16 protein-coding genes and 1 pseudogene are annotated in these 22,318 nt (G+C 66.0%); 10 read left to right on the top strand and 7 right to left on the bottom strand.

Annotation, left to right across the window (positions count from 1 at the left end):
* Window positions 1-8: 8 nt before the first annotated feature.
* Both SK854_RS05385 and SK854_RS05380 read right to left on the bottom strand, forming a co-directional pair.
* Window positions 9-4,946: a hypothetical protein gene (locus tag SK854_RS05385; protein WP_319973861.1), complete on the bottom strand. Its 4,938-nt coding sequence runs from the start codon at window positions 4,944-4,946 to the stop codon at window positions 9-11.
* A 166-nt stretch (window positions 4,947-5,112) separates the two neighbouring features.
* Window positions 5,113-8,142 carry a DEAD/DEAH box helicase gene (locus SK854_RS05380; RefSeq protein ID WP_319973860.1) on the bottom strand — a complete coding sequence of 1,010 codons (3,030 nt, stop codon included), beginning with the start codon at window positions 8,140-8,142 and terminating at the stop codon, window positions 5,113-5,115.
* Window positions 8,143-8,679: 537 nt separating this feature from the next.
* Between SK854_RS05380 and SK854_RS05370 the strand changes: the two are divergent.
* Window positions 8,680-9,398 (top strand): annotated as a pseudogene (locus SK854_RS05370) (SidA/IucD/PvdA family monooxygenase); the annotation flags it as partial.
* Window positions 9,399-9,780: 382 nt separating this feature from the next.
* Here SK854_RS05370 and SK854_RS05365 read toward each other — a convergent pair.
* Both SK854_RS05365 and SK854_RS05360 read right to left on the bottom strand, forming a co-directional pair.
* Window positions 9,781-10,644: an alkylmercury lyase family protein gene (locus tag SK854_RS05365; RefSeq protein WP_319973886.1), complete on the bottom strand. Its 864-nt coding sequence runs from the start codon at window positions 10,642-10,644 to the stop codon at window positions 9,781-9,783.
* A 143-nt stretch (window positions 10,645-10,787) separates the two neighbouring features.
* Window positions 10,788-11,195 (bottom strand): MerR family transcriptional regulator, encoded by a 408-nt coding sequence (locus SK854_RS05360; RefSeq protein ID WP_319973857.1) that lies wholly within the window; start codon window positions 11,193-11,195, stop codon window positions 10,788-10,790.
* A 654-nt stretch (window positions 11,196-11,849) separates the two neighbouring features.
* Here SK854_RS05360 and SK854_RS05355 point away from each other — a divergent pair.
* The 5 genes from SK854_RS05355 (at window position 11,850) to SK854_RS05335 (ending at window position 15,729) form a co-directional block, all read left to right on the top strand.
* On the top strand, window positions 11,850-12,554 hold the full coding sequence (locus SK854_RS05355; protein ID WP_319973856.1) for a DUF169 domain-containing protein: 705 nt from the start codon (window positions 11,850-11,852) through the stop codon (window positions 12,552-12,554).
* A 145-nt stretch (window positions 12,555-12,699) separates the two neighbouring features.
* On the top strand, window positions 12,700-13,071 hold the full coding sequence (locus SK854_RS05350; RefSeq protein ID WP_319973855.1) for an ArsR/SmtB family transcription factor: 372 nt from the start codon (window positions 12,700-12,702) through the stop codon (window positions 13,069-13,071).
* A gap of 53 nt (window positions 13,072-13,124) precedes the next feature.
* Window positions 13,125-13,313 (top strand): hypothetical protein, encoded by a 189-nt coding sequence (locus SK854_RS05345; RefSeq protein ID WP_319973854.1) that lies wholly within the window; start codon window positions 13,125-13,127, stop codon window positions 13,311-13,313.
* Window positions 13,310-15,607 carry a peptidase domain-containing ABC transporter gene (locus SK854_RS05340; RefSeq protein ID WP_319973853.1) on the top strand — a complete coding sequence of 766 codons (2,298 nt, stop codon included), beginning with the start codon at window positions 13,310-13,312 and terminating at the stop codon, window positions 15,605-15,607. Before SK854_RS05345 ends, SK854_RS05340 begins: the two co-directional genes overlap by 4 nt.
* 5 nt (window positions 15,608-15,612) lie before the next feature.
* The gene (locus tag SK854_RS05335; protein WP_319973852.1) at window positions 15,613-15,729 is read left to right on the top strand and encodes a bacteriocin; all 117 of its coding nucleotides are present in this window, start codon (window positions 15,613-15,615) and stop codon (window positions 15,727-15,729) included.
* Window positions 15,730-16,088: 359 nt separating this feature from the next.
* On the opposite strand, the gene SK854_RS05330 is transcribed toward SK854_RS05335, so the two are convergent.
* A complete protein-coding gene (locus tag SK854_RS05330) occupies window positions 16,089-16,973 on the bottom strand; it encodes a ClpX C4-type zinc finger protein (protein WP_319973851.1) in 885 nt (294 codons plus the stop codon).
* Window positions 16,974-17,152: 179 nt separating this feature from the next.
* On the opposite strand from SK854_RS05330, the gene SK854_RS05325 reads away from it, so the two are divergent.
* On the top strand, window positions 17,153-17,881 hold the full coding sequence (locus SK854_RS05325) for an ankyrin repeat domain-containing protein (RefSeq protein ID WP_319973850.1): 729 nt from the start codon (window positions 17,153-17,155) through the stop codon (window positions 17,879-17,881).
* Window positions 17,882-18,035: 154 nt separating this feature from the next.
* The gene (locus SK854_RS05320; RefSeq protein ID WP_319973849.1) at window positions 18,036-18,251 is read left to right on the top strand and encodes a hypothetical protein; all 216 of its coding nucleotides are present in this window, start codon (window positions 18,036-18,038) and stop codon (window positions 18,249-18,251) included.
* Window positions 18,252-18,424: 173 nt separating this feature from the next.
* Here SK854_RS05320 and SK854_RS05315 read toward each other — a convergent pair whose 3' ends face one another.
* Window positions 18,425-19,441 carry a flavin-containing monooxygenase gene (locus SK854_RS05315; RefSeq protein WP_319973848.1) on the bottom strand — a complete coding sequence of 339 codons (1,017 nt, stop codon included), beginning with the start codon at window positions 19,439-19,441 and terminating at the stop codon, window positions 18,425-18,427.
* A 57-nt stretch (window positions 19,442-19,498) separates the two neighbouring features.
* Window positions 19,499-20,335, bottom strand: a complete 837-nt coding sequence (locus SK854_RS05310) for a helix-turn-helix domain-containing GNAT family N-acetyltransferase (RefSeq protein WP_319973847.1) — start codon at window positions 20,333-20,335, stop codon at window positions 19,499-19,501.
* Window positions 20,336-20,433: 98 nt separating this feature from the next.
* Here SK854_RS05310 and SK854_RS05305 point away from each other — a divergent pair, with 98 nt between their 5' ends.
* Complete coding sequence (locus SK854_RS05305) at window positions 20,434-21,765, top strand: FAD-dependent oxidoreductase (protein ID WP_319973846.1); 1,332 nt, start codon at window positions 20,434-20,436, stop codon at window positions 21,763-21,765.
* The coding region (locus SK854_RS05300) for an MFS transporter (protein ID WP_319973845.1) at window positions 21,749-22,318 on the top strand (570 nt) is incomplete at its 3' end. The genes SK854_RS05305 and SK854_RS05300, both read left to right, overlap by 17 nt.

Here is a 22,318-nt window from a genome sequence, read left to right as displayed (position 1 = left end):
GGCTCCGGCTACTGGAGTTCCAGCTCTCGCTGCAGCTCGATGGCGTCCGTATCTCCGACATCTGCGAGCTCGTCAAGCAGCCTGAGCAGTCGGCGCCTATGGCCAACGCTTGCGTCCTTGTTGGCGATGAGGATGACGTACAGCCAAGCGGTGACAGCTCGGCAGTCCTGACGGATCATGCGGACGTTGTCGCCCAGAATGTCCAGGACCATGCCCGTGGAAGTAGGTGAGCCGAGCAGGCGGTACTGCGCCAGACATGTGACGGCGTGATCCGCGACGTGGGGCTTACCTTTGAACGCCTGCGCCCAACGCTTCAGAATGGTGCCGAGTGGCCATAGTGGCCAGCCTCTGTCCACTGGAGACTCAGGTAGCAGAGCCCGATCGAGGTCCTCCTCGTGACTGTGGTGCGGATGCTCGCGGTCGTCGTCGCTGCAGAGGTTCCGGTTGGCCGGGAGCAGGTGATCGAGGATGCGCGGCCAGTAGGTTTCCAGCAGGAGCGCGCCGCGTTCGGGTGTCGTGGCCTGCTTCGCGAGTTCGGTCAGCAGACCGCGGAGTTCTTCTCCGACAGGGGCGAAACCGCCGAGGTAGCGGTCGAGCAGTTCACTGTCGCCGTCGAGAGCCTGTGCGGCGACATAGTGATCAAGTTCGCTGCGCCAGTGCCTGATGTCGGAGTAGAGGCGTCGGGCGTAGTGCCTTGGCCACACGAGAATGTCATAGTCCACTAGCGCTCGCAGCACCTCCACTGCAGCCTGTCCGTGCACGCACGTTAGGCGGATGGTGCACTTGAGAGCAGACAGGGCATCCGAGGCCTCGCCGATGTGAAGGAGATCCTCACCTGACCCGAGAACCTCTGCCAAGGGCTCCGCCAGTTCAAACCGGTTTCGTTGGTAGTCAATCGAGGGTCCGATGCCAGCGTTGAGGACGATCTTCTTCAGGACGGCGACGGTGAGCGAGTGGATACGGGCTTCGTGCTCGTCGTCGCAGGAGAGCGTGAGCACGTCGGTTAGTGCGTCGGCAAGCCGCCGCCTCACTTCGAAGGGACGGAACTCGGCCAGGGCCAAGATCGCGGCCTCAATACGATCAATGAGGTGGGCGCATCGATCGCGCAATTCCGCGTTCGCAAGCACACCGGGAAGGGCTGTAGCCGCAGCGCGGTCGGCACCCATCGGCCATTGCGAACTTCGGTCCTCGACGTGCTGGTCGCGATCGTCGACAGGTGAATGCTCGACGGCATCAAGAAGTGTCAGCACGGTGTCCTCGACCACCTGCCGGTCTGTGGTATCACCGTCGCGAGCGGCCGCCAGCAGCACCGCTGAGGCAACGGTGGACGCCACCTCACCTCGAGGATGGATGGCCCCGAGATGAGGGTTGTCAAGCTCATCGAGTTGCCGAAAGATGTCCATGAGCTCGTGCCACAAGGCGACCGGATCCGCATCCTGGTGCTCGTCACGAGCCTGCACGGCGCGAGTGGTGATGTTGGCGACTCGGAGCTGGAGTCGGAACGGCAGTCCGTGCTGCCTCAGACCGCGTTCGAGTTCCTCGGGGTAGTCGAGGGACACCTCCAGCGTTCCTTCTCGTTCCGATGACCGCTCCAGTCGGTAGGCGTCGACGTCCAGACTTCGCGCCCGCTTCGCGGCGACAAGCATCTTGGGGTGATCATCGGTTGCCGGCTGGCCCAGAAGCACCGTGAGCTCACGGCGAGTCAGCTCGACAAGTTCATGGCCGAGTGCACGAAGCTGGTTCCGACGTTTGAGATCGCCGCGGCCGACGAGGATGACTGCGGCTTTCTGCAACCGTGGATCCCCTTCGAAATCCCACACAAGCGGCTGTACGAGGAACGGATCCAACTCATCGGTGACCGCTTCAAAACGGGCGGTGATCAGCGACATGGCGACGGCCGGGATCGCCAAACTGCGACTGATTCCCAGTACCTGGTCCAGGACGTCACCGAGGGGACGCTGAGACGATTCCTGCAACGCCCACTGCCCCAGTGCCATGAGGGCCGACATCGCCGGATAAGCGCCGCTGGTTGTTCCACGGAGCCAGCCCCACGTCGCTGCGGTGCCGCTGTAGGAGACTGGCTCGGCCCACGCCGGGCGGTGGATCGTCAACGTCAAGCTGGGGTCCGAGCGGTCCTCGAACGAGCGCTCTACGGCGGTTCTGGCTGCGGTGGCGCTGTCGACGACCGCGCCGATTAGGCGGAGGCCGTGTTCTGGCGAGATCGTCAGCAGCGCTTGGAAGGGACCGTAGTGCGGTGCCGCGAAGCCAGTGTTCCGCGCTTTGAAGTAGGTGGGCGTGTGGTCGCGCACTCCGCCTTCGAACTCCTCGCTGGAGTCGAACCTGGGCCTGCGCCGACCACGTCTGCGCCTTGCAGCAGGTGGAGTTTCCGCCGGGTCGAGACGGAGATCCTGATCTAGGTAATAGCGGCCTGCGAGCAGAAGGAGCAGTCCGGGATTTGCTCGCGCCGTTGCTGCGGCCACATCGGACATCTCGACGATCACGGACAGCTCGCTGTTGCGGTCGGACAGACGGTCGAACACCGCCTGGGCTTCCGGCGTTGGGTACCGGCCGAGCATTGCCAGGGCAGGCAGGACGGCTTTCAGCCGGTCCCCGTAGATGTCATCCTCTGACCACAGAGCAGTGACCTGGGCGAGCTGTTGTGGGTCGGTGATGTGGACCTCGATCGGAACACAGGCACGCCACGCGGCGAGTAGCCACCTATGGACCACGTCCGCGGCAAGGTAGGTCGCCTTCTGTGGCAAGGCTTGACCTGCTGTGCAGACGAAGTCTGCTATAGGGGCGGCGAGTACGACATCGAGTTGCAAGCCGTCGATCTCGGGTTCTCTGACGAGGGTTGCCGCAAAACTGCGTGTCACCTTGAGGAGCTGACGAAGCTGCTCGCCGTCGTTGGTCAATAGGGTGGAGCGAAGGGCATCGAGCAACGGCCGGGGATCGCTCATCGCGAGCAGCGCCTCGTAGGGAATGTTGCGCCAGCGCGGCCCGTCCTGTTCCTCCAACTGCCGGGCGAGTTCGACGACTTCGCTCCACTGCTGACAGACCACCGCCGGGCCGCCGACCTTTGCGTCCCCCAGCCGACGCTGCATCGCCAACCGGATGGCACGCATGAGACGACGCGGCTCGTCAACCCCGGTCAGCCGATGTTGATGATCGTTCTCCAGCAGTCTGTTGGCCACCGCGTAGTCCAACAGGATGTCGTGCGCGAAGCGATGACGGCTGCGGTGTCTGATCAGTACCTCGTCGCTGATCAACCCGCTGACTGCATCACCTTCGCAGGAAACCAGTGTCGAGCCGGCGTCCGCGTCCAGGGACGCCTCGGCCAGTACCAAGCAAGCTGCGGCCCTGCCGTGAGGTGTACCGGCGCCTGGCCGCTCGCCGTTACCGCGGCGGACCACCTGTTCCCACACGTGGTCCATCACGTCCTCTTCGCCGAGAGGGCGGTCATCGAGTCCAGCGTCGACCCGGACCAACAGATCCACCAGATAGGGCAGCTGAAGAAGCCGATTGCTTCGCGGGTGCCGTGTCAATGGTGTCAGCTGTGGAAACGCGTTAACGATCGCGTCCACTTCATCAGTATCGGCGCTACCGACATCGATCCGCACCGGCGGGGACGGAAGGCGGCGGCTTACCGCTGCTGCAGCCTCCGTACGGGCTGTCACGATGACGGTCCACGGAGGTGCCTTCTCCAGGTCGACCGGCACGGCCTGAAGCACGGCGGTCAGCAAGCGGGCGTTATCGGTGAGTGCGTGTTCCGCACCGTCGATGAGCATCACTCGAGGGCCCGTGGTGGCAGCCGCCTGCAGTGCAGGAGCCAGCTCTACATCGAGTTCGGCTTGGAGATCGGCCAGAGTCTCTTGGCTACGGCCCGTTAGGTTGACGATGACGGTGCTCGCTGTTGCTGTCATACCGTGGATCACGCGTCGGGCCAGGACGGACTTACCGACACCGGCCGAGCCGGAGACCAGGACAAAGGAGTTCGCTTCGACGGCGGCCTTTATACGGTCGAGTGCCTTCTTCCGCGGCAGTTCAAGACGGTCAGCGATGGCCCAAGTCGTGGCGCCGAGCTCCCGCTGCGTCGCTGCCGCCAGTTTTGCCAACGCAACGCGCTGCTTCGGTTCGACCGTCAACGCCACCTCACGGCGCATCAGCTTCGCCCGCAGCATCGCCCGGTCGATCAGGCCGGCTTTAGGACCCACCTCGTGTGCGATTTCAGCCAGGTACGTGAAGACAGAGAGGGCCGAGTGTCCGTCCGAGGGCAGCACGTCGGCCAGGCGGCCCACGGCATCGATCGTATCCCGGCCGTCCTGACCAATCTCGAATTGCCAGATTTGCAAGGAGCGAAGCACTGTCAGCGCCAGCGATCGGCAGTCAAGCGTTTTGAGCAACCTGCCCCGGCTGAGCTGGGCTACGGCAACGGATTCGACAACGCGCTCGAAACGGTCGCAGACCTTCCGATCGGTTACACCGGGCCTGACAATCGCTTCGAACGACTCCAAGGTGAGATGTTGCCAAGCTATTTCAGTCAATTTGCGCAACTGATTAAGTTGCTGTGAGGGGCTAGTTGCCAACCCAAGACGCAGCTGCCCCGACTCGATCTCCTCCGCATTATCTTCCAATGATTGGAGACATTGCTTCAGTGAGTCGATGAATGCGGTGTCTGACTGCACTGGAGACATGGCTCGCTTGACCTGGTACTCGATCCGTAGTGCATTGCTCTCCGGTGCCGCCTGAAGGACGACGTCGTCGAGAATGTTACCTGCTTCCCGTCGTTGCAGCCCGACAGCCATAATGGGAGCCGGCAGTCCCGGGGCTATGTCCCCGCGTAGGAGCTTCACCAGGTTGACGGCTGCGAACCGGTACTCGTCGATCGTGCCAGCGCCGCCCGTGGCTTCTGGCGACACAGTGGATGCGGCCTTGCTGCTGACCATCGGCGGCTACCTCGATCACGAGTTCTGGTCTGAGGATCCTATACTGCGTATGGCTAGACCTTCGGTTGTCGCTGCATTCACGTACCTTCCTCTGGCGATGTGCCGAAGAGTACGTCCTCGCGATCCGCGCGCTGCTCAGTTAGTTGGTTCGATGAACAGTTGAGCTCTAGGACGAGCAGAGCATCACAGGTCGCGCGACCTGCAAGACGCTGTCATGGAAGACCGTCAGCAGGTCGCGGACCTGCACGGCTGACAACTTCTCTGCGGTCAACTGAGCGCGGTGCTTTTTGTAACTGAGCCCAGGTTGGACTATCGCGACAGTGCCTTGGACGAGTGGGCGGCTTCGTGCGAAGGACAGGTGATCTGCCCTGTCTGCGGCGCCGCAGATCACGAGCAGTTGACTGATTCGGCCGTGCACAACGGTCGCCTTTGGCTTTGATGCTCCGGTGAGGCGTTTGCCGAGCTCGGTCCAGAAGCCAGGATCGGTGATCCAGCGCCGGCTCTTGATGGCCTGCGCCACGACTTCCTGAAGGTCTATGACGCGCACCGACGCCTTCTTACCGCCGGCGTACTTGGCGTGCCATAGCCCCACTGAAACCGCTGTGCCGTCGATCTCGATGACGACGTAGTCGGCGAACTCGCCACCGCCGTCGTTGTGCACGATCCATCGGTGTCGACCCCGTCTCGGTTGGCCGTTGAGGTAGGTCTCCAACTCCTCGTGGATGGACCGCCCTTTGCCGTTCTCTGCGGCCTTTTTACGAGTCTCAGCCTCAAGGTCCACTCCAGTCCAGCTGAGCGAGCTGTACTCCATGTTCGGCAGCGGTCGGGTCGTCGACCTGCTGTTGACGATGACGCTGCCGTGGACGGTGTCGCCATTGCCGAAGAAGATCGTGGGAGGCCTATCCGTCAGCAGGTCGCTCAAGCTGACGGCCACGCCGTACCCACGGCTGACCAGGAGGTCATCTCCAACAGCGGTGGCTTCTGCTGTGAGGTCGAGCTCTCCGGTCCACACCACGCGGCGAGTGTCCTCCGATGCGATCAGGGCGCGGAGTACGAGACGGTCTCGGCCGGGCTGGACCATGTCTGCTTCGAAATCGAGCGCGTCCAGGGGCCCGACGTCTTCGATCGTCCAGCCCATCCCGATCAGCGCGGGATCGAGCTCGACCGCGATCGGTAGCTCGATCGGCCATGCCGTCAGCCTTGTTCCGCGGTTGACCTGGGGGAGCAACTGGCCTGTCTGGGCACCTGGCGGGAACCAATAGCGCTCAGCGAGTTCGTCTAGGAACGCCTCATAGCGCAGCAGTGCGCTGTACCGGGTCTCCCAGTACTTGCCTTTGGCTGTGGCAACACCTGCGGTGAAGGTGCCTTCGTCGTCGGCTACCTGAATCATTGCGTGGCCTAGGGAGCCGTAGGCGGTGTCGACTTCGCGCAGGCCGCGGTCGACGCCTTTGCCGGCGAACATCCGGTAGCTGGTTGTACCTGTGGAGCCGCCGTAGTTGTTGCGTAGGCCGACGGATGAGACGGATTGCCTGGTCAAGCTGTCGAACGCGGCTTGCAGCGTGCCTGGGTCGGCGAGGTCGCTGCGCTTTCGGACGTCGATGAGGTCGAGAAGGTCGCGGCCGAGCCCGTTGTCTTCGACGTTGACGAACAGAAGATCGGGACGGTCAGTTCTGGTGGCGTCTCGGCGGGACACCAGGTGCAGCTGGTATCGAGGCGCATCAAGGCCGGGTGCGTTGTGCCATGCCGGCCGCTCGACGGACTCCGTGATCACCATGAGGGTGGTGCCGGCAGGGTTCAAGCCCGAGTAGAGGATCAGCTTTCCTCTGAGAGCTTTGCCCACGCGCAGATCTTCGTGGATGACGCCGTCCTCGAACGCGCGGGGTGTCGTGTCGATTCGTGGGCGTAGTTCGCGGATCACGGCTCGGCGAAGTGGTTGCACCGCGTCGAGAGCGAGGTCGGGGGGAGCATCACCGAACTGCCTTGCGTACTCACGGTTCTCGCGGTGGTTTTGGATCTCGTCGTCGATGATGCCGGGCAGCACGGTTGCCCAGTCTTGATCCTCTCCATACAGGTTGCGAACGACGCCCTGCAGCTCGGGGAAGACGTCGATGTCCTTGGCGGTGACGAGGACGGAGGGTTGTGGGTACCTGTCGTCGACTCGGGCGAGCCTTCCGATCAGTTGTGCTGTGGCGGGCAACGACCGGTGCTTGTCGTGATAAGCGAGGAGTCTCAGGCTTGGCAGGTCGAAACCCTCGATCAGCATGCCGACCACTGATACAGCTCGTAGTCGGCCGGACCGAAGGTCTGAAGTGATCTGTCTCTGGCGGGCGGCGGACAGTCCTGAGTGGAGCACTTCGATGTCGACGCCGGCGGCCCGGTAGACCTCTGCGAGCTGGGCCGCTCGTTGCCTGGACGCTGCGCGTACCAGCAGTGTGCTGGTCTTGTGCTCGTCGGTTCTGAGAAGTTCGACCATGGCTTCCAACACGGCCTGATCGGTCTCGTCGCGGGTTCCCCAGTGGGCCTGGTCGACGATGACCGGCTTGATCGGTTTGAAAATGTGCTCTTCGAGTGCCTGTCGCAGGGGGTAGTGGTAGACGTGCTCGCCAGGAAGTCTTTGACCGTCAAGTCGCCGTGGCGTTGCCGTGAGGAGGACGGACTTCGCTTGGTCGAAGTGCTCGAGGATCGCGCGCCACGTGGGAGCGGTGCTGTGATGTGCCTCGTCAACGATGATCAGGTCGAAGAGGTCGGCAGGTGGCGGCGAGTCGATGTAGTGAACAGGGCTGATGGTTCCAGGTGAAGCGACGACGACCTCGTACTGGTCGATGTCTGTCCAGTCCTGGACGCGAGCCTTGAGCTCGAGAACTCGCGGTGCGCCGCCATCGATGGCGCCGATGCGTTGCAGCAGGGAGAGATCGCAGAAGGCGCTGCTGAGCTGCTGACGCAGTTCTATCGAAGGGACAACGGCAAGTACTCGTTTCGCGGACATCAAAAACGGTGCGGCCAAGGCGATGGCGGACTTTCCGGTGCCGGTGGGCAACGAGATCAAGGCGGGTGTGGTTCTTGGAAGGGACCAGTGGGCGAGCAAAGCCGCCAAGGCGCCGCGTTGAGGGTTGCGCCATCGAGGTGTGGTCGCCGATTCGTACAGGGTGAATCGGATGTTCTCGAACGACCAGAGGTTCGACTGCAGTTCCGTCACCGTGGCCCCTCCAGTTCGGCCGCGCTACAGGAGAACCCCGCTTGCCCCCTGTGTGCGAGCCATCGATCTGAACAGGTCTTTTCGTTAACCGGGCTAGTCCAAGTTCACCTATTAGGAGGAATAGGTGCAACGTTTCGAGCACAGTGCTTGCCACCGACCAGCTGCGCTAGATGCATTCAGCGGCGGCGGTGGTTGTCGCAGGTGCACACTGGAACCGTGGACAGACAGCCGGTTCACGAAGGCCTCGAGCGTGCGCGTGCGACGTTCCGCGCGCTGCTGGATGATGCCGCTGGTGCTGCGCTTCGGCGCCGTTCGAACGGCACGCGGTGGAGCAACCGACAGTTGCTGTTCCACATGCTGCTCGGTTTCCTGATCATGCGTGCGTTGCTGGCGCTGGCACGGCTTGTCGCGCGGCTGCCGAGCCCGGTAGATCGCGGCTGGGCGAGGTTGCTCAACGCGGCCACGAAGTCGTTCGATCTCCTCAACTTCCTTGGTTCGCGGCTGGGCGGGAGCGTCGTGCCCCGCAGGGTGATGATCGAGTGGGTGGAGAGCTACCTGCGACCGCTCGACGAGGTCCTGGGTGACCGGGTGCGGTTCGGCGCACGCGTGGTGGGTGTGGCACGGCGTGGCGGGACCGGATCGTGGATGCCGGGCGTGAGGACCAGCCGCTGACCGTGCACGTGCAGACCGCTGAGAGGGAAGAGCGGATCACGGCGCGCGCGGTGATCGACGCTTCCGGTACGTGGGGTTCGCCGAACCCTCTGGGCGGGGACGGGCTTCCCGCGGTGGGCGAGCGGGCTGCCGCAGAGAAGATCACCTATCGCGTGCCGGATCTCGTGGCCGAGCGCGCTCGCTACGCGGGCAAGCGGATCGCGGTCGCCGGTAGCGGGCACTCGGCGCTGACCGCGTTGGTCGTGCTGGCAGAGCTCGCGGAGCAGGAGCCCGGCACGAAGGTCGTGTGGCTGTTGCGCCGCGGTGCCGTCGGCAACGCGTTTGGTGGAGTGGAGGCCGATCAACTGCCGGCGCGCGGCGCGTTGGGGCTGCGAGCCAAGACGGCTGTTGAAGCGGGCCACATCGAGACCGCCACCGGTTCCGCACCGCTGCGATCGAACGTGCGGCGGACGGCAGCCTCACGCTGGAGTCGTTCGACGGTCACCTGGTCGAGGGGCGTCGACGAGATCGTGGTGCTGACCGGGTTCCGGCCGGATCTGTCGTGGCTGTCGGAGGTTCGCCTCGACCTGGACCCGGTGCTGCAGACCCACCAACAGAACCGCCACACCCTTGTCGTGAGCTAGTTCCGACACCATCGCTGCACCTCACATCGTCCAGTCAAGGCGCGTGCAGAATACCCCAGCGGGGTATATCACCGCAGGTTGATCTGTGTGCGATGCTCTTCGGAGGTAACGGCCTGAGGCCGTCGTGTGTGAGCGTTGGCGCGACGCTGGACCAATGCAACTCGGCGACAGCATCGGACGTGGCGAGCCTGCGAAGTTGAAGATTGTGGACTCGCGGCGCGACTCGGCGAGGGGCCGCGTGCACCACGTCGAGGAATACACGGAGGTGATGTGGCCGGCTGGCCGCAGCGGGATGTTGTCGAACGCTAGATCGTGACCGGTGCGGGCCGCACGCCCGATGGTGTCATCGGTCGTTGAGCAGTTCGCCGAAGATCTTCCGGCCTAGGATTTCGGCGTCGGTGCCGTCCAGGATCTCTCCGGCGACGCCGGGGTGCGCCGTTGCCCATGCCTGCGCGGTTAGGCGGTCGGTGAACAGGTTGAGGTAGTCGCAACAGGAGTCCGCAGACGGGCCGTCGCCCGGTCGCGCGCCGACGAAGGCCACAACCGTCTCCGGTTCCCACCTAGACCGCGCGTCGGTGACTGTCACGGTGATCAGGTGGCCGGTGGCCGGTTCGGAGGTGGTGATCACCGCGTCGACGTCGAGCATCGCGGGCATGCCCAGGGCGTCGATCGCGCACATCGCGAAGGTGTCCACCACGTCGGCGAGGCGGACCCGGTGGCGGGTGGGAATTCCTGAGAAAGGGTAGGCGACCTGGATATGCCCGTCCGGGTCGAGTCGGATCACGTCGGTCGTGTGCAACCGGGCCAGCACGCTGTCGGCGAGTACGTCGAACGGTGCGGCGACCTGGTCAAGCTCCGCAGGCGACGGTGGTGCGCCGTTCGTGGCGAACGCCCGCAGGATGGCATGGTGCACCGCTCGTTCGGCAGGATCGGTCGGAGTCGTGCGCTCCCGCCAGGTGATCAAGACCGCCGCAGGGCCGGGCGTGACCTCCGCACCGCGCTCATCGAGCGGGTGACGACCCGAGTCGCTGAGGGACGGAAGCTTGTCGGTGGCGATGCCTAGGCCGCGTCGGAGTTCGGAGACCGACGGGACGTTGCGCACGCGGCCGTGCTCGTCGCGGAACAGGCGACATGACAGGCTCGGTACCGCGCCGCGTTCGGCGAACGGATCGACCCCGTCCACGAGGAGCGTTGGCGAACCGGTCATGCCCACTGCGGCTGCTTCCTCAGGCGTGTTGACGACGTGGCGGACCAGTTCGACGTCACCCCTTGTGCCGGTCAAGGCTTCGCCGATCGCGTCCTCCAGCCGTGCGAGGTTCGGGCAGTCCGGTACGTGGAGTATCCGCAGTTTCATCGGGACTCGTCTCGATCGATGTGCAGGCTCTGCAGCAGTGGGCATTGCCGGTCGGTGCGTGGGCGATCGCAGGTGGCGACCAGTTCGGCGAGAGAGTCCCGCATCCGCGTCAGGTCGTCGATCCTTCGGTCCAACTCCGTTTTCCTGGTCTGGGCCAATGTCAGCGCGGCGTCGCAGCCCTCGGGGCCGCCCGAGGCCAGGTGCAGCAACTCCGCCACGGCGTCGAGGGTGAAACCCAGCCCTTGGGCTCGTTTCACGAAGCGGACGATGTCGACCGTCTCGGCCGGATAGGAGCGGTACCCCGATGCCGATCGCGGCGGGTCCTCGACCAGGCCGCGTCGTTCGTAGTACCGCAACGTCTGCAGGTTCACCCCCGCGTGGGTTGCCACCTCACCGCTGCGCATGCCCCCATTCTCAACCCTGTACCGCGGTACAGGGTCAAGCGTGCCGAACAGTGGCCAACCTCGTCTGGCGCGGCAGCGGCACACCCCAGCCATCCGCTGGATCCGATTGCGATGTGACGCAAAGACGCCGACCCTGGGTCGATCCGCCCAGACTCGTGGCGCACGGCCGGAGCAGCGGAGCTATGCCGGTCGTCACCGCCGGTATCCCCTCGTCGACAGCGGATCCGGAGGCATCGTGAAACCGCGGCCGTGCGCATTTCGCGGCCGTTCCGGTCCCGAAATGCGGGTAGTCGAACAGAAAAGCAATTCGACCTGAAAATCGTCCAAGTGCACTCAAATGGTCGAGTGCGTCAGGAGCGTGGCGGGCGGCAGACTTTCGGGGCGTTCTGGGGTAGGGGGCTCACATTGATCGTTTCCGTGCGCGTGCCGCGCTACCGCACTGCCTCACTGCCGAGGTCATCTCGGCCATGTCGATCTGCGGGTCGACACAGCCCGTGCCCCTCACTCCACCGCACAGGTCCACCACCGGGTGCGCGCCGACAGGACGGAGGTCACGGACGCGGTATCGCGTGCCCGCTCCGTGTGCTCGTCGGACCTGAACTCCGACGATCGCTCACATTCCCGAACTGATGATCTTGACAGGGGATATGAACAGTGGAACAGCATGAATCTGCCGCCAAGCTCGTGGAATTGTTGTCGTTGACCATTCCGCCCGTGGCGGTGGCCTTCCGTGACCAGGCGCCTGACGGCGTGGCGGATGCCGACCAGGTAGTGCCGTCGAGTTGCTCGTTCTGGCGGGCGGGGGAGAAGAGCGTCTTCTACGCCACCGCGGAGCAGCACTTCAATTGCCCGGTCGGCGCGATGGTCATGGGCTTCGAACTGCCCGAGCAGACCCAGGGCGAACTGGGCGCGGCGGTGGGGACGATGAGCCAGGTCGGGTACTTCGACCCGGCTGAGGCCGCGTCGCTGCCCTCGGTGCCCACGGGCAGCAAGGGCGCGGTGTACGGGCCGTTGGCCGATGTGCCAGTGGCGCCGGACGTCGTGCTGATGTGGCTGACCCCGGACCAGGCGATGCTCTACAGCGAGGCCGCGGGCACGGCGGCCTGGACCGGTGACTCCATGACGGTCTCGGGTCGCCCGGGGTGCGCCGCGCTGCCGTTGGCCCTCAACGCGCAGGAGCCGCGACTGTCGTTGGGGTGCAAGGGAATGCGAACCTTCACCGAGATCTCCGGTGACCGCCTGCTCGCGGTCCTGCCCGGCGCGAAGGTCGACGAGTTCGTGACTGCCCTGTCGGCCATTGCCGATTCCAACGCCGCGATGAGCGATTACTACCAGTCGAAGAAGGCCGCTCTGGCCTGACCGGCCTGTCGTGGGGCGTCGAGCCGGCCGGTCCGGCTCGACGCCCCACGAAGGGGTTGCGCAATAGGCCCGGCCTCACTACCGTCGGTCACATCGAGAAGGCTCGATCTATTAGATCGCCGATCATCGATCCGAGGGGTGGGGCGTGAACGAGCAGGCGTACGTGGACCCGGCACGGCCACCGCACTGCAGCGTGCCGCTGACCACCCCGAGGCTGTCCAGCGACGAGGCGGGCCAGATCGCCACGCTGTTCAAGGCGTTGGCGCACCCCGCTCGGGTGCAGCTGATGAACCTGCTGGTCGGCAGCGAACACGAAGTGTGCGTCTACGACCTGACCATGGCCATGGGCCTGGCCCAGTCCACTGTGAGTCATCACCTCAAGCAGCTCGTCGGGTCGGGGCTGCTCAACCGCGAGCAACGCGGGATCTGGGCGTACTACTCGGTGAACCGCGACGCCATGCGCAACCTCGGTGTCGTCGTGGAGTTGGGCGAGACGGTCGCCGAAGGCATCGGCTGACGCGACGGCCCGCACGGTACGGCGTTCGCGGCACCACGGGGAGGGGGTGAGCGGTGACCAGGAAACGGCAATCGGAGAAGCGGGTGGTGTTCACCGAGGACACCGCTCATTCCCTCGCAACCGACCACGGCATGTTCCCGGTCGCGGTGCGGCCGGCCGCGTTGCGGCTGTTATGGCTGGGGTTGGGCCTCGTACTCGTCGCCCTGCTGGTCCTCGCCGTCGCCATCGGGCGGACCCTGTGAGTACCGGGCCGATCTCCGCGCTCGTCGCCGTGGCGCGGCGACGATGGCGACGCCTTCCGTTGGTGCTGCAGGCCAGCACCGCCGAGTGCGGCATGGCCAGCCTGGCGATGGTGCTGGGCTACCACGGCCACTCCACGACGGTGCGCGAACTGCGTGAGGTGTGCCCGCCCGGCCGTGACGGGGTCAGCGCGGGCTCGCTGGTACGTGCCGCCAAATCCATGGGCCTGCAGGCGGCCGGATACCGGGCCACACCCGAGGCGATCGCCAAGCTGCCGCTGCCGCTGATCGCCCACTGGGGCGACAACCACTTCGTCGTCGTCGAGCACATGACCGCCCGCCACGTCGACATCGTCGACCCCAGCCAGGGCCGCCGCCGCCTGAGCCCCACCGCCTTCCGCGACGGGCTGGGCAAAGTCGCCCTGACAATGACCCCTGGCACCGGGTTCGCTCCCGCCGCGAACACGCGGGAACCGTTCTGGCACAGCTATGCACGTTCCTTGTTGCGGCTGCCGGGCGTCACCCGGCTCTTGCTGCAACTGCTTGCCGTGACGATCGTGGCGCAAGGCTTGGTGCTCGCGATGCCACTGGCGACCCGAACTGTGGTCGACGAGACGGTGGCACTGCGGACGTCGTCCCTGCTGACTCTGCTCGGCATTGGCATCGGCGTGGTCGCCCTGGCCCAACTGGCGACAGGTCTCCTGCGATCCTCCTTGCTGGTGTACCTGCAAGGCCGGTTGGACACCACCGCGCTGCTTGCGTTCACCGCGCACCTGCTGCGGTTGCCGTTGCGGTACTTCGAGCAGCGCAGCACCGGCGACATCATGAACCGCTTCGGCAGCATCGCCGTGGTCCGCGACCTGATGACCGGCCAGACACTCGGTTCCCTGCTCGACGCCGTGCTCGTGCTGTCCTACCTGGTCGTGCTCGCGTTCCTGGATGTGCCGGTGGCGCTGGCCGTGGCCGGGGTCCTCGCCGTCGTGGTGGCTCTGTTGTGGGCCACCACCCGCCAGGTCCGCGAACGCATGGCCACCGACCTGGCCACTCAAGCGGAGATGCAAGGGCATCTGGTGGAAACCCTCGAAGGCATCACCACACTGAAGGCCGCGGCAGCCGAGGATCGAGTCCAGGGCCGCCTGGCTGAGCTGATGCGAGCATGGATGACCACCACGCTGCGCCGCAGCTACCTGGCCGCGTTGATCGAGGCGATCACGACCGCACTGCGGATGCTGACCCCGCTGCTCGTGCTGTGGCTGTGCGCGACTCGCGTGCTCGCGAACGCCATGACACCGGGGACGATGCTCGCGATCACCTGGCTGGCCGCGGCCATCGTGACCCCGTTGGCGGCCGTGGTGTCCAACGGGCAGCGACTGCAGATGGCCGGGGCGCAATTGCAGCGGCTGTCCGACGTCTTGGACACGCCCCGCGAACCCGAACCAGCCGAGGCGTCCCCGCACACCGGGCACCGCTTGCTGGGTCGCATCGACCTGGAACAGGTGAGCTTCCGCTACGACACCTACAACCCGCTGGTCCTCGACGCGGTGTCCCTGCACATCGAGCCGGGCCAACGGATCGCGATCGTGGGCACGACCGGGTCGGGCAAGACCACCCTGGGCATGCTGCTGCTGGGCCTGTACGCGCCGACCGACGGCGAGATCCGCTTCGACGGCCTCACCTTGGACGCGGTGAGCGCGCGAGTGGTGCGCAGCCAGATCGGTGTCGTGCTGCAGGAGCCGTTTGTGTTCAGCGGCAGCATCCACGACAACATCACCCTGCACGACCCAGCCATCACCGCGCAGGACGTCGCGTGGGCCGCCGGTCTGGCTTGCCTGCACGACGAGATCCTGGCGATGCCCAACGGGTACGCCACCCAACTGGCACAACGCGGCGTGGGACTGTCAGGCGGCCAACGTCAACGTCTGGCGCTGGCACGGGCCTTGGTGCGCCGACCCGCGATCCTGCTGCTAGACGAGGCGACCAGCCATCTCGACGCCGCCACCGAAGCACGGATCAGCCACAACCTCGCCGGGCTGGACTGCGTGCAGGTCGTCATCGCGCACCGGTTGAGCACCGTCCAGGACGCCCACACCATCGTCGTCCTGGACCAGGGGCGGCTCGTCGAATCCGGCACCCACACCCACCTGGTGGCCCTTCACGGGCACTACGCGCGACTCGTGGCCGCGCAGATGAGCGGCGCCGACCACAACGGCGACGGCGACTTCGGTGATCTCGGCGCCGGCCCACCCACAGCTCCCGGCCCTCGCAGGCCGGTCCCATCGACCGAGGAAAGGAGGTGATTCCCATGGAAGAGACCACCACCACGATCGAACTCACCGAGACCGAACTCGACGAGATCTACGGCGGTGCGGCCGTGCAGCCGGTTTGCGCGACCACGCCCGACGGCGTCTGTTTCTGCTAGGAGAGGACCGCTTTAGTGGTCATCACCTGCTGATGTGACGCGGTGGTGAGCGGGTCAGCCTGAACCTGACCCGCTCACCACCACCTTCAACACCGGGCAGTTGGGCCCTCACGGGTCCACAGCCCGGCGCACGACATCGTTCGCGCACCGCGCGGCGATGTCGCGTGCCCACGCTACCGTCCGGCTTCGCGCCCGCCGATCCTCAACGCCACCGTGGGCACCCCGTCACACCCTTGGAGACTTCTGATCGCGGTCCGAGGACCGCGATCAGAAGGTCGCAAAACACAGCGCAGCGCACCCGTCGCCGGGACCAGCCCTTCCTGATCACCGCTGAACGACTTGGCGCCTCGTTGTGTCCTTCATCCGGTGCGCAGACCGGTTCGGTCGCTGCGCAGGATCTCCGCACTGGTCTGGACGCAGTCGCCGCAGATCCACACACCAGGTCCGGCGACCAACGGGCCCGCGTCCTGGCAACCGCAGAACGAGCAGGCCCGGTCGGCAGCCTTGCCCTTGCCGAAACGGCGGTGCCGACGCTGAACGGGACCGAGCCACTCCTCGAGCTCCTTCTTCACCCTGGCGACATCGACGCCGAGATCGTTGAGAACCCGACGGGCCGACGAACCCGGATCGACCGCCAGGCAGAACAGCAGGTGCTCGGTCCGGAACTGGCTCTGCCCACGCCGCGCCGCCAACCGCCGCGCCTGGGCGATCGCATACTCCGCCTCGCCATCTCCCACAACTCGGCGTTCCAGCCCCTCACCGTCGACAAGCACTGCGGGCTCGAACAGCCGGACACCCGCTTCACGGACCCGGTCACGGGTGACGCCGAGCCGATCCAGGATGGTGGCGGCCGCCCCGACCTGCAGCAGGCCCAGCAGCAGATGCTGTGTGCCGACCACACTGTCGTCGGTATCCGCCGCGGCCTGCGCCGCCTGCAGACATGCCGACAGCCGCGGCGCCATGACCATCGACTCGGCCCCCTCACCCACAAGGTCGCCAGCCCCCAGACGGTGCGCGAACTTCTGCCGGGCCGCCTGCTTGGACACCCCGAGACGCTCGCCGATGACCGTCCACGACACGTTCACCGCCCTGGCCGCTCCGACGTAGTGCTCGACGAGGCCGTCGGCGGCCTCGCTGGTCTCGCCGGCCACGACGACCGCGGCCTCCAGCAACACCAGCGGGTCGTCACTGCCCGCCCGCTCCTGCACGGCATCCACCAGCGCCCGCACGCTCACCACAGCCATGCCGACAACGGTAGGTTGTCGACTATTGGCCGACAACCCCCGATTGTCCTTGGAGTCGAGTAGTCCCCAGGCCTCGACACTGCGGCTGAACCGCCACCCGGACGGTGTGCTGCCTAACCCTGTCCACCACCACGACGTCGCCGTTCGCGCAAGAATGGCGGCGGACGAGGAGGACCACCGTGAACTCGCTCAGCACCGAGGACCCGCTCGCTGTCACAGCAGTCGAGGCGATCCACACCGGCGACGTCCAAGCCCTTGTCGACCTGCTCGCGGAACACCCAGTTCTGGCCACCGTCCGTCTCGGCGACTGCGACATGTCCCGCACACTGCTGCACGTCGCCACCGACTGGCCAGGACATTTCCCGCATGGCCCCGAAACCGTTGCCGCCCTCGTGTCAGCAGGCGCCGACGTCAATGCCCGATTCCACGGTGGCCACACCGAGACCCCACTGCACTGGGCGGCGAGCAGCAACGACGTTGCTGTACTGGATGCCCTCCTTGACGCCGGGGCCGACATCGACGCACCCGGCGCGGTCATCGGCGGCGGTACCCCGCTCGCGGACGCCAGAGCCTTCGGACAATGGAGCGCCGCACACCGCCTGGTCGAACGCGGCGCTCACACCACGCTCGTCGATGCCGCGACACTCGGACTGCAAGACCGCCTCGAACTGTTCTTCACCACATCCACGCCGAGCCAAGCCGATCTCAACCACGCGTTCTGGGGCGCGTGCCATGGCGGGCAACACACGTGCGCTGAATACCTACTCGACCACGGTGCAGAAGTGAACTGGATTCCGCCCTGGGAAGACCTCACGCCCCTGGACGCGGCAAGCCGCAGCGATGCCACCACGTTGGTGACCTGGCTACGTGATCAGGGCGGGTTGTCAGCCCCTGAACTGCCCGCTTGACACAACCTCGGGTCGGACAACGAACCCCCTCAGTCGTGATTGGCACCAATCAACCTGGCCAGCCGGTGCCAGATGCGGCGGATCACTGCTGCCGAACGGGAGGTCACGGGTTCTACTAGTGCCAACCATCGTGTCCCGTCACAGCGACGTCGTCATGATCAGGCTGAAGGGCGCGGCATTTTGTGGGGGAGAGATCGGTGATGGCAAAGTTCTTGTGTCACAAGAACTTTATGTTGCCAGCGATCTCGGACCGGGGTTTTGCTCGAGGTTGCTCAACGCCGGCACGAAGCTGTTCGATGGTCGTCAACTTCGTGAGTTCCTGGCTCAGTGTGAGCGTCATGTCCTGCGGGCCGATGGTGGTTCTGTGTGACCGCACCATCGCAGAATTGCACCGGTACCTTGATTGTGAGAGTGAAAGCAGCCTTCGGCCGGAATGCTGTCCCAGAGGCGGTGGGATTGCTGCTTCCGTAAGTTCAGGTCCTCTGGCGGATCTGTACCACTTCCCTGTGCCGCACTTTGACTTCCACCACGATCAGCTTTCGTTCACCTGAGCAGGCGGCGCACCACGTGGGCGGCGTCGCGTCCGACGCCTCGCAAGGTGGCGGAAGAGAGGCTGCGCTGCCATTCGAGGCCTGCGAAGCCGAGTCCGCGGTGGTGGCGAGAAACGCCGCGGTCATGCGCGGTGCCCAGCGTGCTCAGGTACGGCAGGTCAGGGCGGTACCCGGTGGCGAGGATGATCGCGTCGACGTGTTCGCGCTGTTCGTCAGGCCAGATGACCTTCGAGTCCTCCAGTGCGATGAACACCTGCTGGCGGTCCGGGCGCCGTTGGTCGAGGGCAGTGCGGTAGCGACCGGTGTCGAGCACGGGCGTCGTGAAGCCATCAGGTAGCCAGGGACCAATCGGGAGATAGTCGAGGCCGGTGCGGTCGAGCCAGAAGTGCAGGTCGTGGCCGAACGGGCGTTGCGCGGAGAACTTGACCGGCTTGCGGGTCGCGAGGGTCACGTGGGCGTGGTCGGCGAGTTCCGCGGCGATCTGGACGGCGGAGTTGCCGGCGCCGACCACGATGACGCGCTGTCCGTGGAACGGTTCAGGCGAGCGATATTGCGCGGCGTGCAGGACGGTACCGGGGAAGTTGTCGAGACCGGGCACGGCTGGCCGGTGCGGGTTGCCGAAGCCGCCAGTGGCGGCGATGACGATCGGTGTGGTGAAGCTGGTGCCATCCGTCGTGGTGACTCGAAAGCCGTTGTCACTCACAATCTCGGCGACGCGCTGGCCGGTGCGGATCTCGGTGTCGAGGTGTGCGGCGTAATTGCGGAGGTAGTCGACGACTTCATCGCGGTGCGGGTAGTGCTCGGGGTCGCCGGGGAACGGCAGCCCGGGCAGTGCGCTGTACCGGGCGGGGGAGAAGAGCGTGAGGCTGTCGTAGTAGTGCGGCCAGGAGCCGACCGGCTCGTCTCCTGCTTCGAGCACGAGCGGGCGCAGGCCTCGTGCGATGAGGGCGTGGGCTGCGGCGAGGCCGGATTGGCCGGCGCCGATGACGATGGCGTCGTGGCTGTTCATGGGCACCTCGAAGTAGCCGTCGCCGAGTACGGCGACGGATGAGTGGTCAGATGGGTGTTAGTTGGCTGTGCGGCGTTCGAGGAAGACGGTGTCGCGCCACACGCCGTGGTGTTGCGCGATGCGTTCCCGGACACCGAGGGTGCGGAAGCCCATCGAGTGGTGCAGGGCGAGGCTTGCGCGGTTCTCGGGGAAGATCGAGGTCTGCAACGTCCAGAGTCCTGCGGTGTCGGCGGCGGTGACCAGCTTGTGCAGCAAGGCTTTGCCGACGCCTCGGCCGCGGAAGTCGGTGCCGACGTAGACGGAATGCTCGGCGACACCCGCGTAGCAGTCCCGTGCGGACACCGGTGTGGCCGCTGCCCAGCCTGACACCGCGCCGTCGATCTCGGCGATCCAGCGGTGCTTGGGCAGCCACTTGGCGTCGAGCGTTCTGCGTTGGGGGACTTCGGTTTCGAACGTCGCATCGCCGGTCGCGATGCCTTCGGCGTAGATGCGGCGGACGGCGGTCCAGTCGTCGCTGCGCATGGCACGGACTGTCACGTCTTTTGGCAGGTTGACCGGGCAGCACGGTTGGGGCGCAAGCACGCCCATGACGATGTCGGCGGCGTGGGGGAGACCGGTGCAGCACGACGGGTTCACGCTGACATGTGTGGCGGTGCCTTCCTTGTGCATCAACACGAAGCCGATGTCGGCGAGCTTGCGCACGTGGTGCGAGCAGGTGGACTGGCTGATGCCGAGAAGGTCGGTCAGTTCGCCGACGGTCATCGCGCGTCCCGAGGTCGCGATGGCGTGGAGCAGCCGTACGCGGGTCGGTTCGGCGAGACACGCGAACCAGTCGGCGTAGGTCGCGGCGTCGTCGAGGGGCAGCACTGCCGGCGATGCCGCTGTCGTCGTCATGCCTAAAGTATCGACACAGATCGATGGTTGCGTCAATCGATCCCGGTCGATACAGTCCCTGGTATTGATTCGAAATCCGTCAATACAAGGGGCATGTCGTGAACGAGTTGCCAGTCGTCGTGGTGGGTGCGGGACCTGCGGGTTTGTCGGCGGCAGCGCACCTGGTCGAGCGGGGCGAGCAGGTGCTGGTGCTGGAGGCCGGGGATCGGCCCGGTGCTGCCGTGGCGCAGTGGAACTACGTCCGACTGTTCTCGCGGTGGAGTGAACTGGTCGACCCGGCGGCTGAGCGACTGCTGACGCCGACCGGCTGGGCGCGTCCCGACGGTGCCACGTACCCGACCGGTGCGGAGTGGGCGGATTCGTACTTGCGGCCCCTGGCCGAAGTGCTCGGTGACCGCGTGCGGCTCGGTGCACGGGTAGTGGGCGTCGCGCGGCGCGGCAGGGACCGGGTGGTTGACGCCGGACGTGAGGACGAGCCGTTGACGGTGCACGTGCAGACCGCCGACGGTGAGGAGCGGATCTCGGCGCGTGCGGTGATCGACGCGTCTGGCACCTGGGGATCGCCGAACCCGTTGGGCGGTGACGGCCTGCCTGCGGTGGGGGAGAAGGCGGCGGCCGTGCGGATCAACTACCGGGTGCCGGACCTCGCGGCCGAACGGGGGCGGTACGCGGGCAAGCGGATCGCGGTCGCCGGAAGCGGGCACTCGGCGCTGACCGCGCTGGTGGCGCTGGGGGAGCTGGCCGAGCAGGAACCCGGCACGAAGGTCGTGTGGCTGCTGCGACGGGGCGTGGTCGGCAACGCCTTCGGGGGTGGCGAAGCGGACCAGCTGCCGGCGCGCGGCGCGCTCGGGCTGCGGGCGAAGAAGGCCGCCAAGGCCGGTCACATCGCGACCGTAACGGGGTTCCGCACAGCATCCGTCGAACGGGCCGCGGACGGCAGCCTGACGCTGGAGTCGTTCGACGGCCAGACCGTCGAGGGCATCGACGAGGTCGTGGTGCTGACCGGGTTCCGGCCGGACCTGTCGTGGCTGTCGGAGATCCGGCTCGACCTCGACCCGGTGCTGCAGGCGCCGACGAAGCTCGCACCGCTGATCGACCCGAACGTCCACTCCTGCGGCACCGTCTACCCGCACGGGGAAGCCGAGCTGCGTCACCCCGAGCCGGGCGTCTACCTGGTCGGCATGAAGAGCTACGGGCGCGCGCCGACGTTCCTGTCGCTGACCGGCTACGAGCAGGCGCGATCAGTCGTGGCGGCGATCGCGGGTGACCACGAGTCGGCGGGACGAGTGGAGCTCGTGCTGCCCGAGACCGGCGTGTGCGGCGGTGCGGGTGTGTTCGATGCGCCGGCGGAGCAGAAGAACAGCGGCGGATGCTGCAGTGCGCCCGAGACTGTCGACGTGACGATCGGGCTCGTTGCCAGCGCACGTTGAAACAACGGCGCAGCCCGGCATCGACGCCGGGCTGCGCCGCGTGCTGATCGTGTTGTGCGGCACCGAGATCATCAGCTGTTGGATCCTCTACTACGCGTTCCCCGTGCTGCTGCCGACGATCGGCGCGCGGACGGGGTGGTCGTTGGCCGCGATCACCGCGGGTTTCTCCGCGAGCCAGATCGTGGCGGGACTCGTCGGAGTACCGGTGGGCAAGCTGCTCGATCGTCGTGGTCCTCGCGCCGTCATGACCGCCGGTTCGATCATCGCGGTCCCCGCGCTCGTCATGGTGGCGACCGCGCAGTCGTTGGCGTGGTTCACGGCGGCATGGTTGCTGATCGGTGTCGCGATGGCCGGGGTGTTCTACGCTCCCGCGTTCGCGGCACTGACCCGCTGGTTCGGGGCGAGGCGGGTGTCGGCGCTGACCGCGCTCACGTTGGTGGCGGGGCTGGCCAGCACGGTGTTCGCGCCGCTGACGGCCGTGCTGAACACGCATCTGGACTGGCGCGGAACGTACCTGGTGCTGGCCGGAATCCTGGCTGTCACCACGGTTCCG

The sequence above is a fragment of the Lentzea sokolovensis genome, from assembly GCF_033949975.1.
Classification (GTDB): Bacteria; Actinomycetota; Actinomycetes; order Mycobacteriales; family Pseudonocardiaceae; genus Lentzea; species Lentzea sokolovensis.
Note: the sequence above shows the minus strand (reverse complement) of the source record. Positions and strands in the feature narration are given on the sequence as shown.

Bases quoted from the DNA above. Each gene is read 5' to 3' on its own strand.
- SK854_RS05385 (WP_319973861.1), bottom strand. From the start codon at position 4,946: ATGGTCAGCAGCAAGGCCGCATCCACTGTGTCGCCAGAAGCCACGGGC.
- SK854_RS05330 (WP_319973851.1), bottom strand. From the start codon at position 16,973: ATGGCTGTGGTGAGCGTGCGGGCGCTGGTGGATGCCGTGCAGGAGCGG.
- SK854_RS05320 (WP_319973849.1), top strand. From the start codon at position 18,036: ATGATCAGGCTGAAGGGCGCGGCATTTTGTGGGGGAGAGATCGGTGAT.
- SK854_RS05360 (WP_319973857.1), bottom strand. From the start codon at position 11,195: ATGCGCAGCGGTGAGGTGGCAACCCACGCGGGGGTGAACCTGCAGACG.
- SK854_RS05315 (WP_319973848.1), bottom strand. From the start codon at position 19,441: ATGAACAGCCACGACGCCATCGTCATCGGCGCCGGCCAATCCGGCCTC.
- SK854_RS05335 (WP_319973852.1), top strand. From the start codon at position 15,613: ATGGAAGAGACCACCACCACGATCGAACTCACCGAGACCGAACTCGAC.
- SK854_RS05310 (WP_319973847.1), bottom strand. From the start codon at position 20,335: ATGACGACGACAGCGGCATCGCCGGCAGTGCTGCCCCTCGACGACGCC.
- SK854_RS05365 (WP_319973886.1), bottom strand. From the start codon at position 10,644: ATGACCGGTTCGCCAACGCTCCTCGTGGACGGGGTCGATCCGTTCGCC.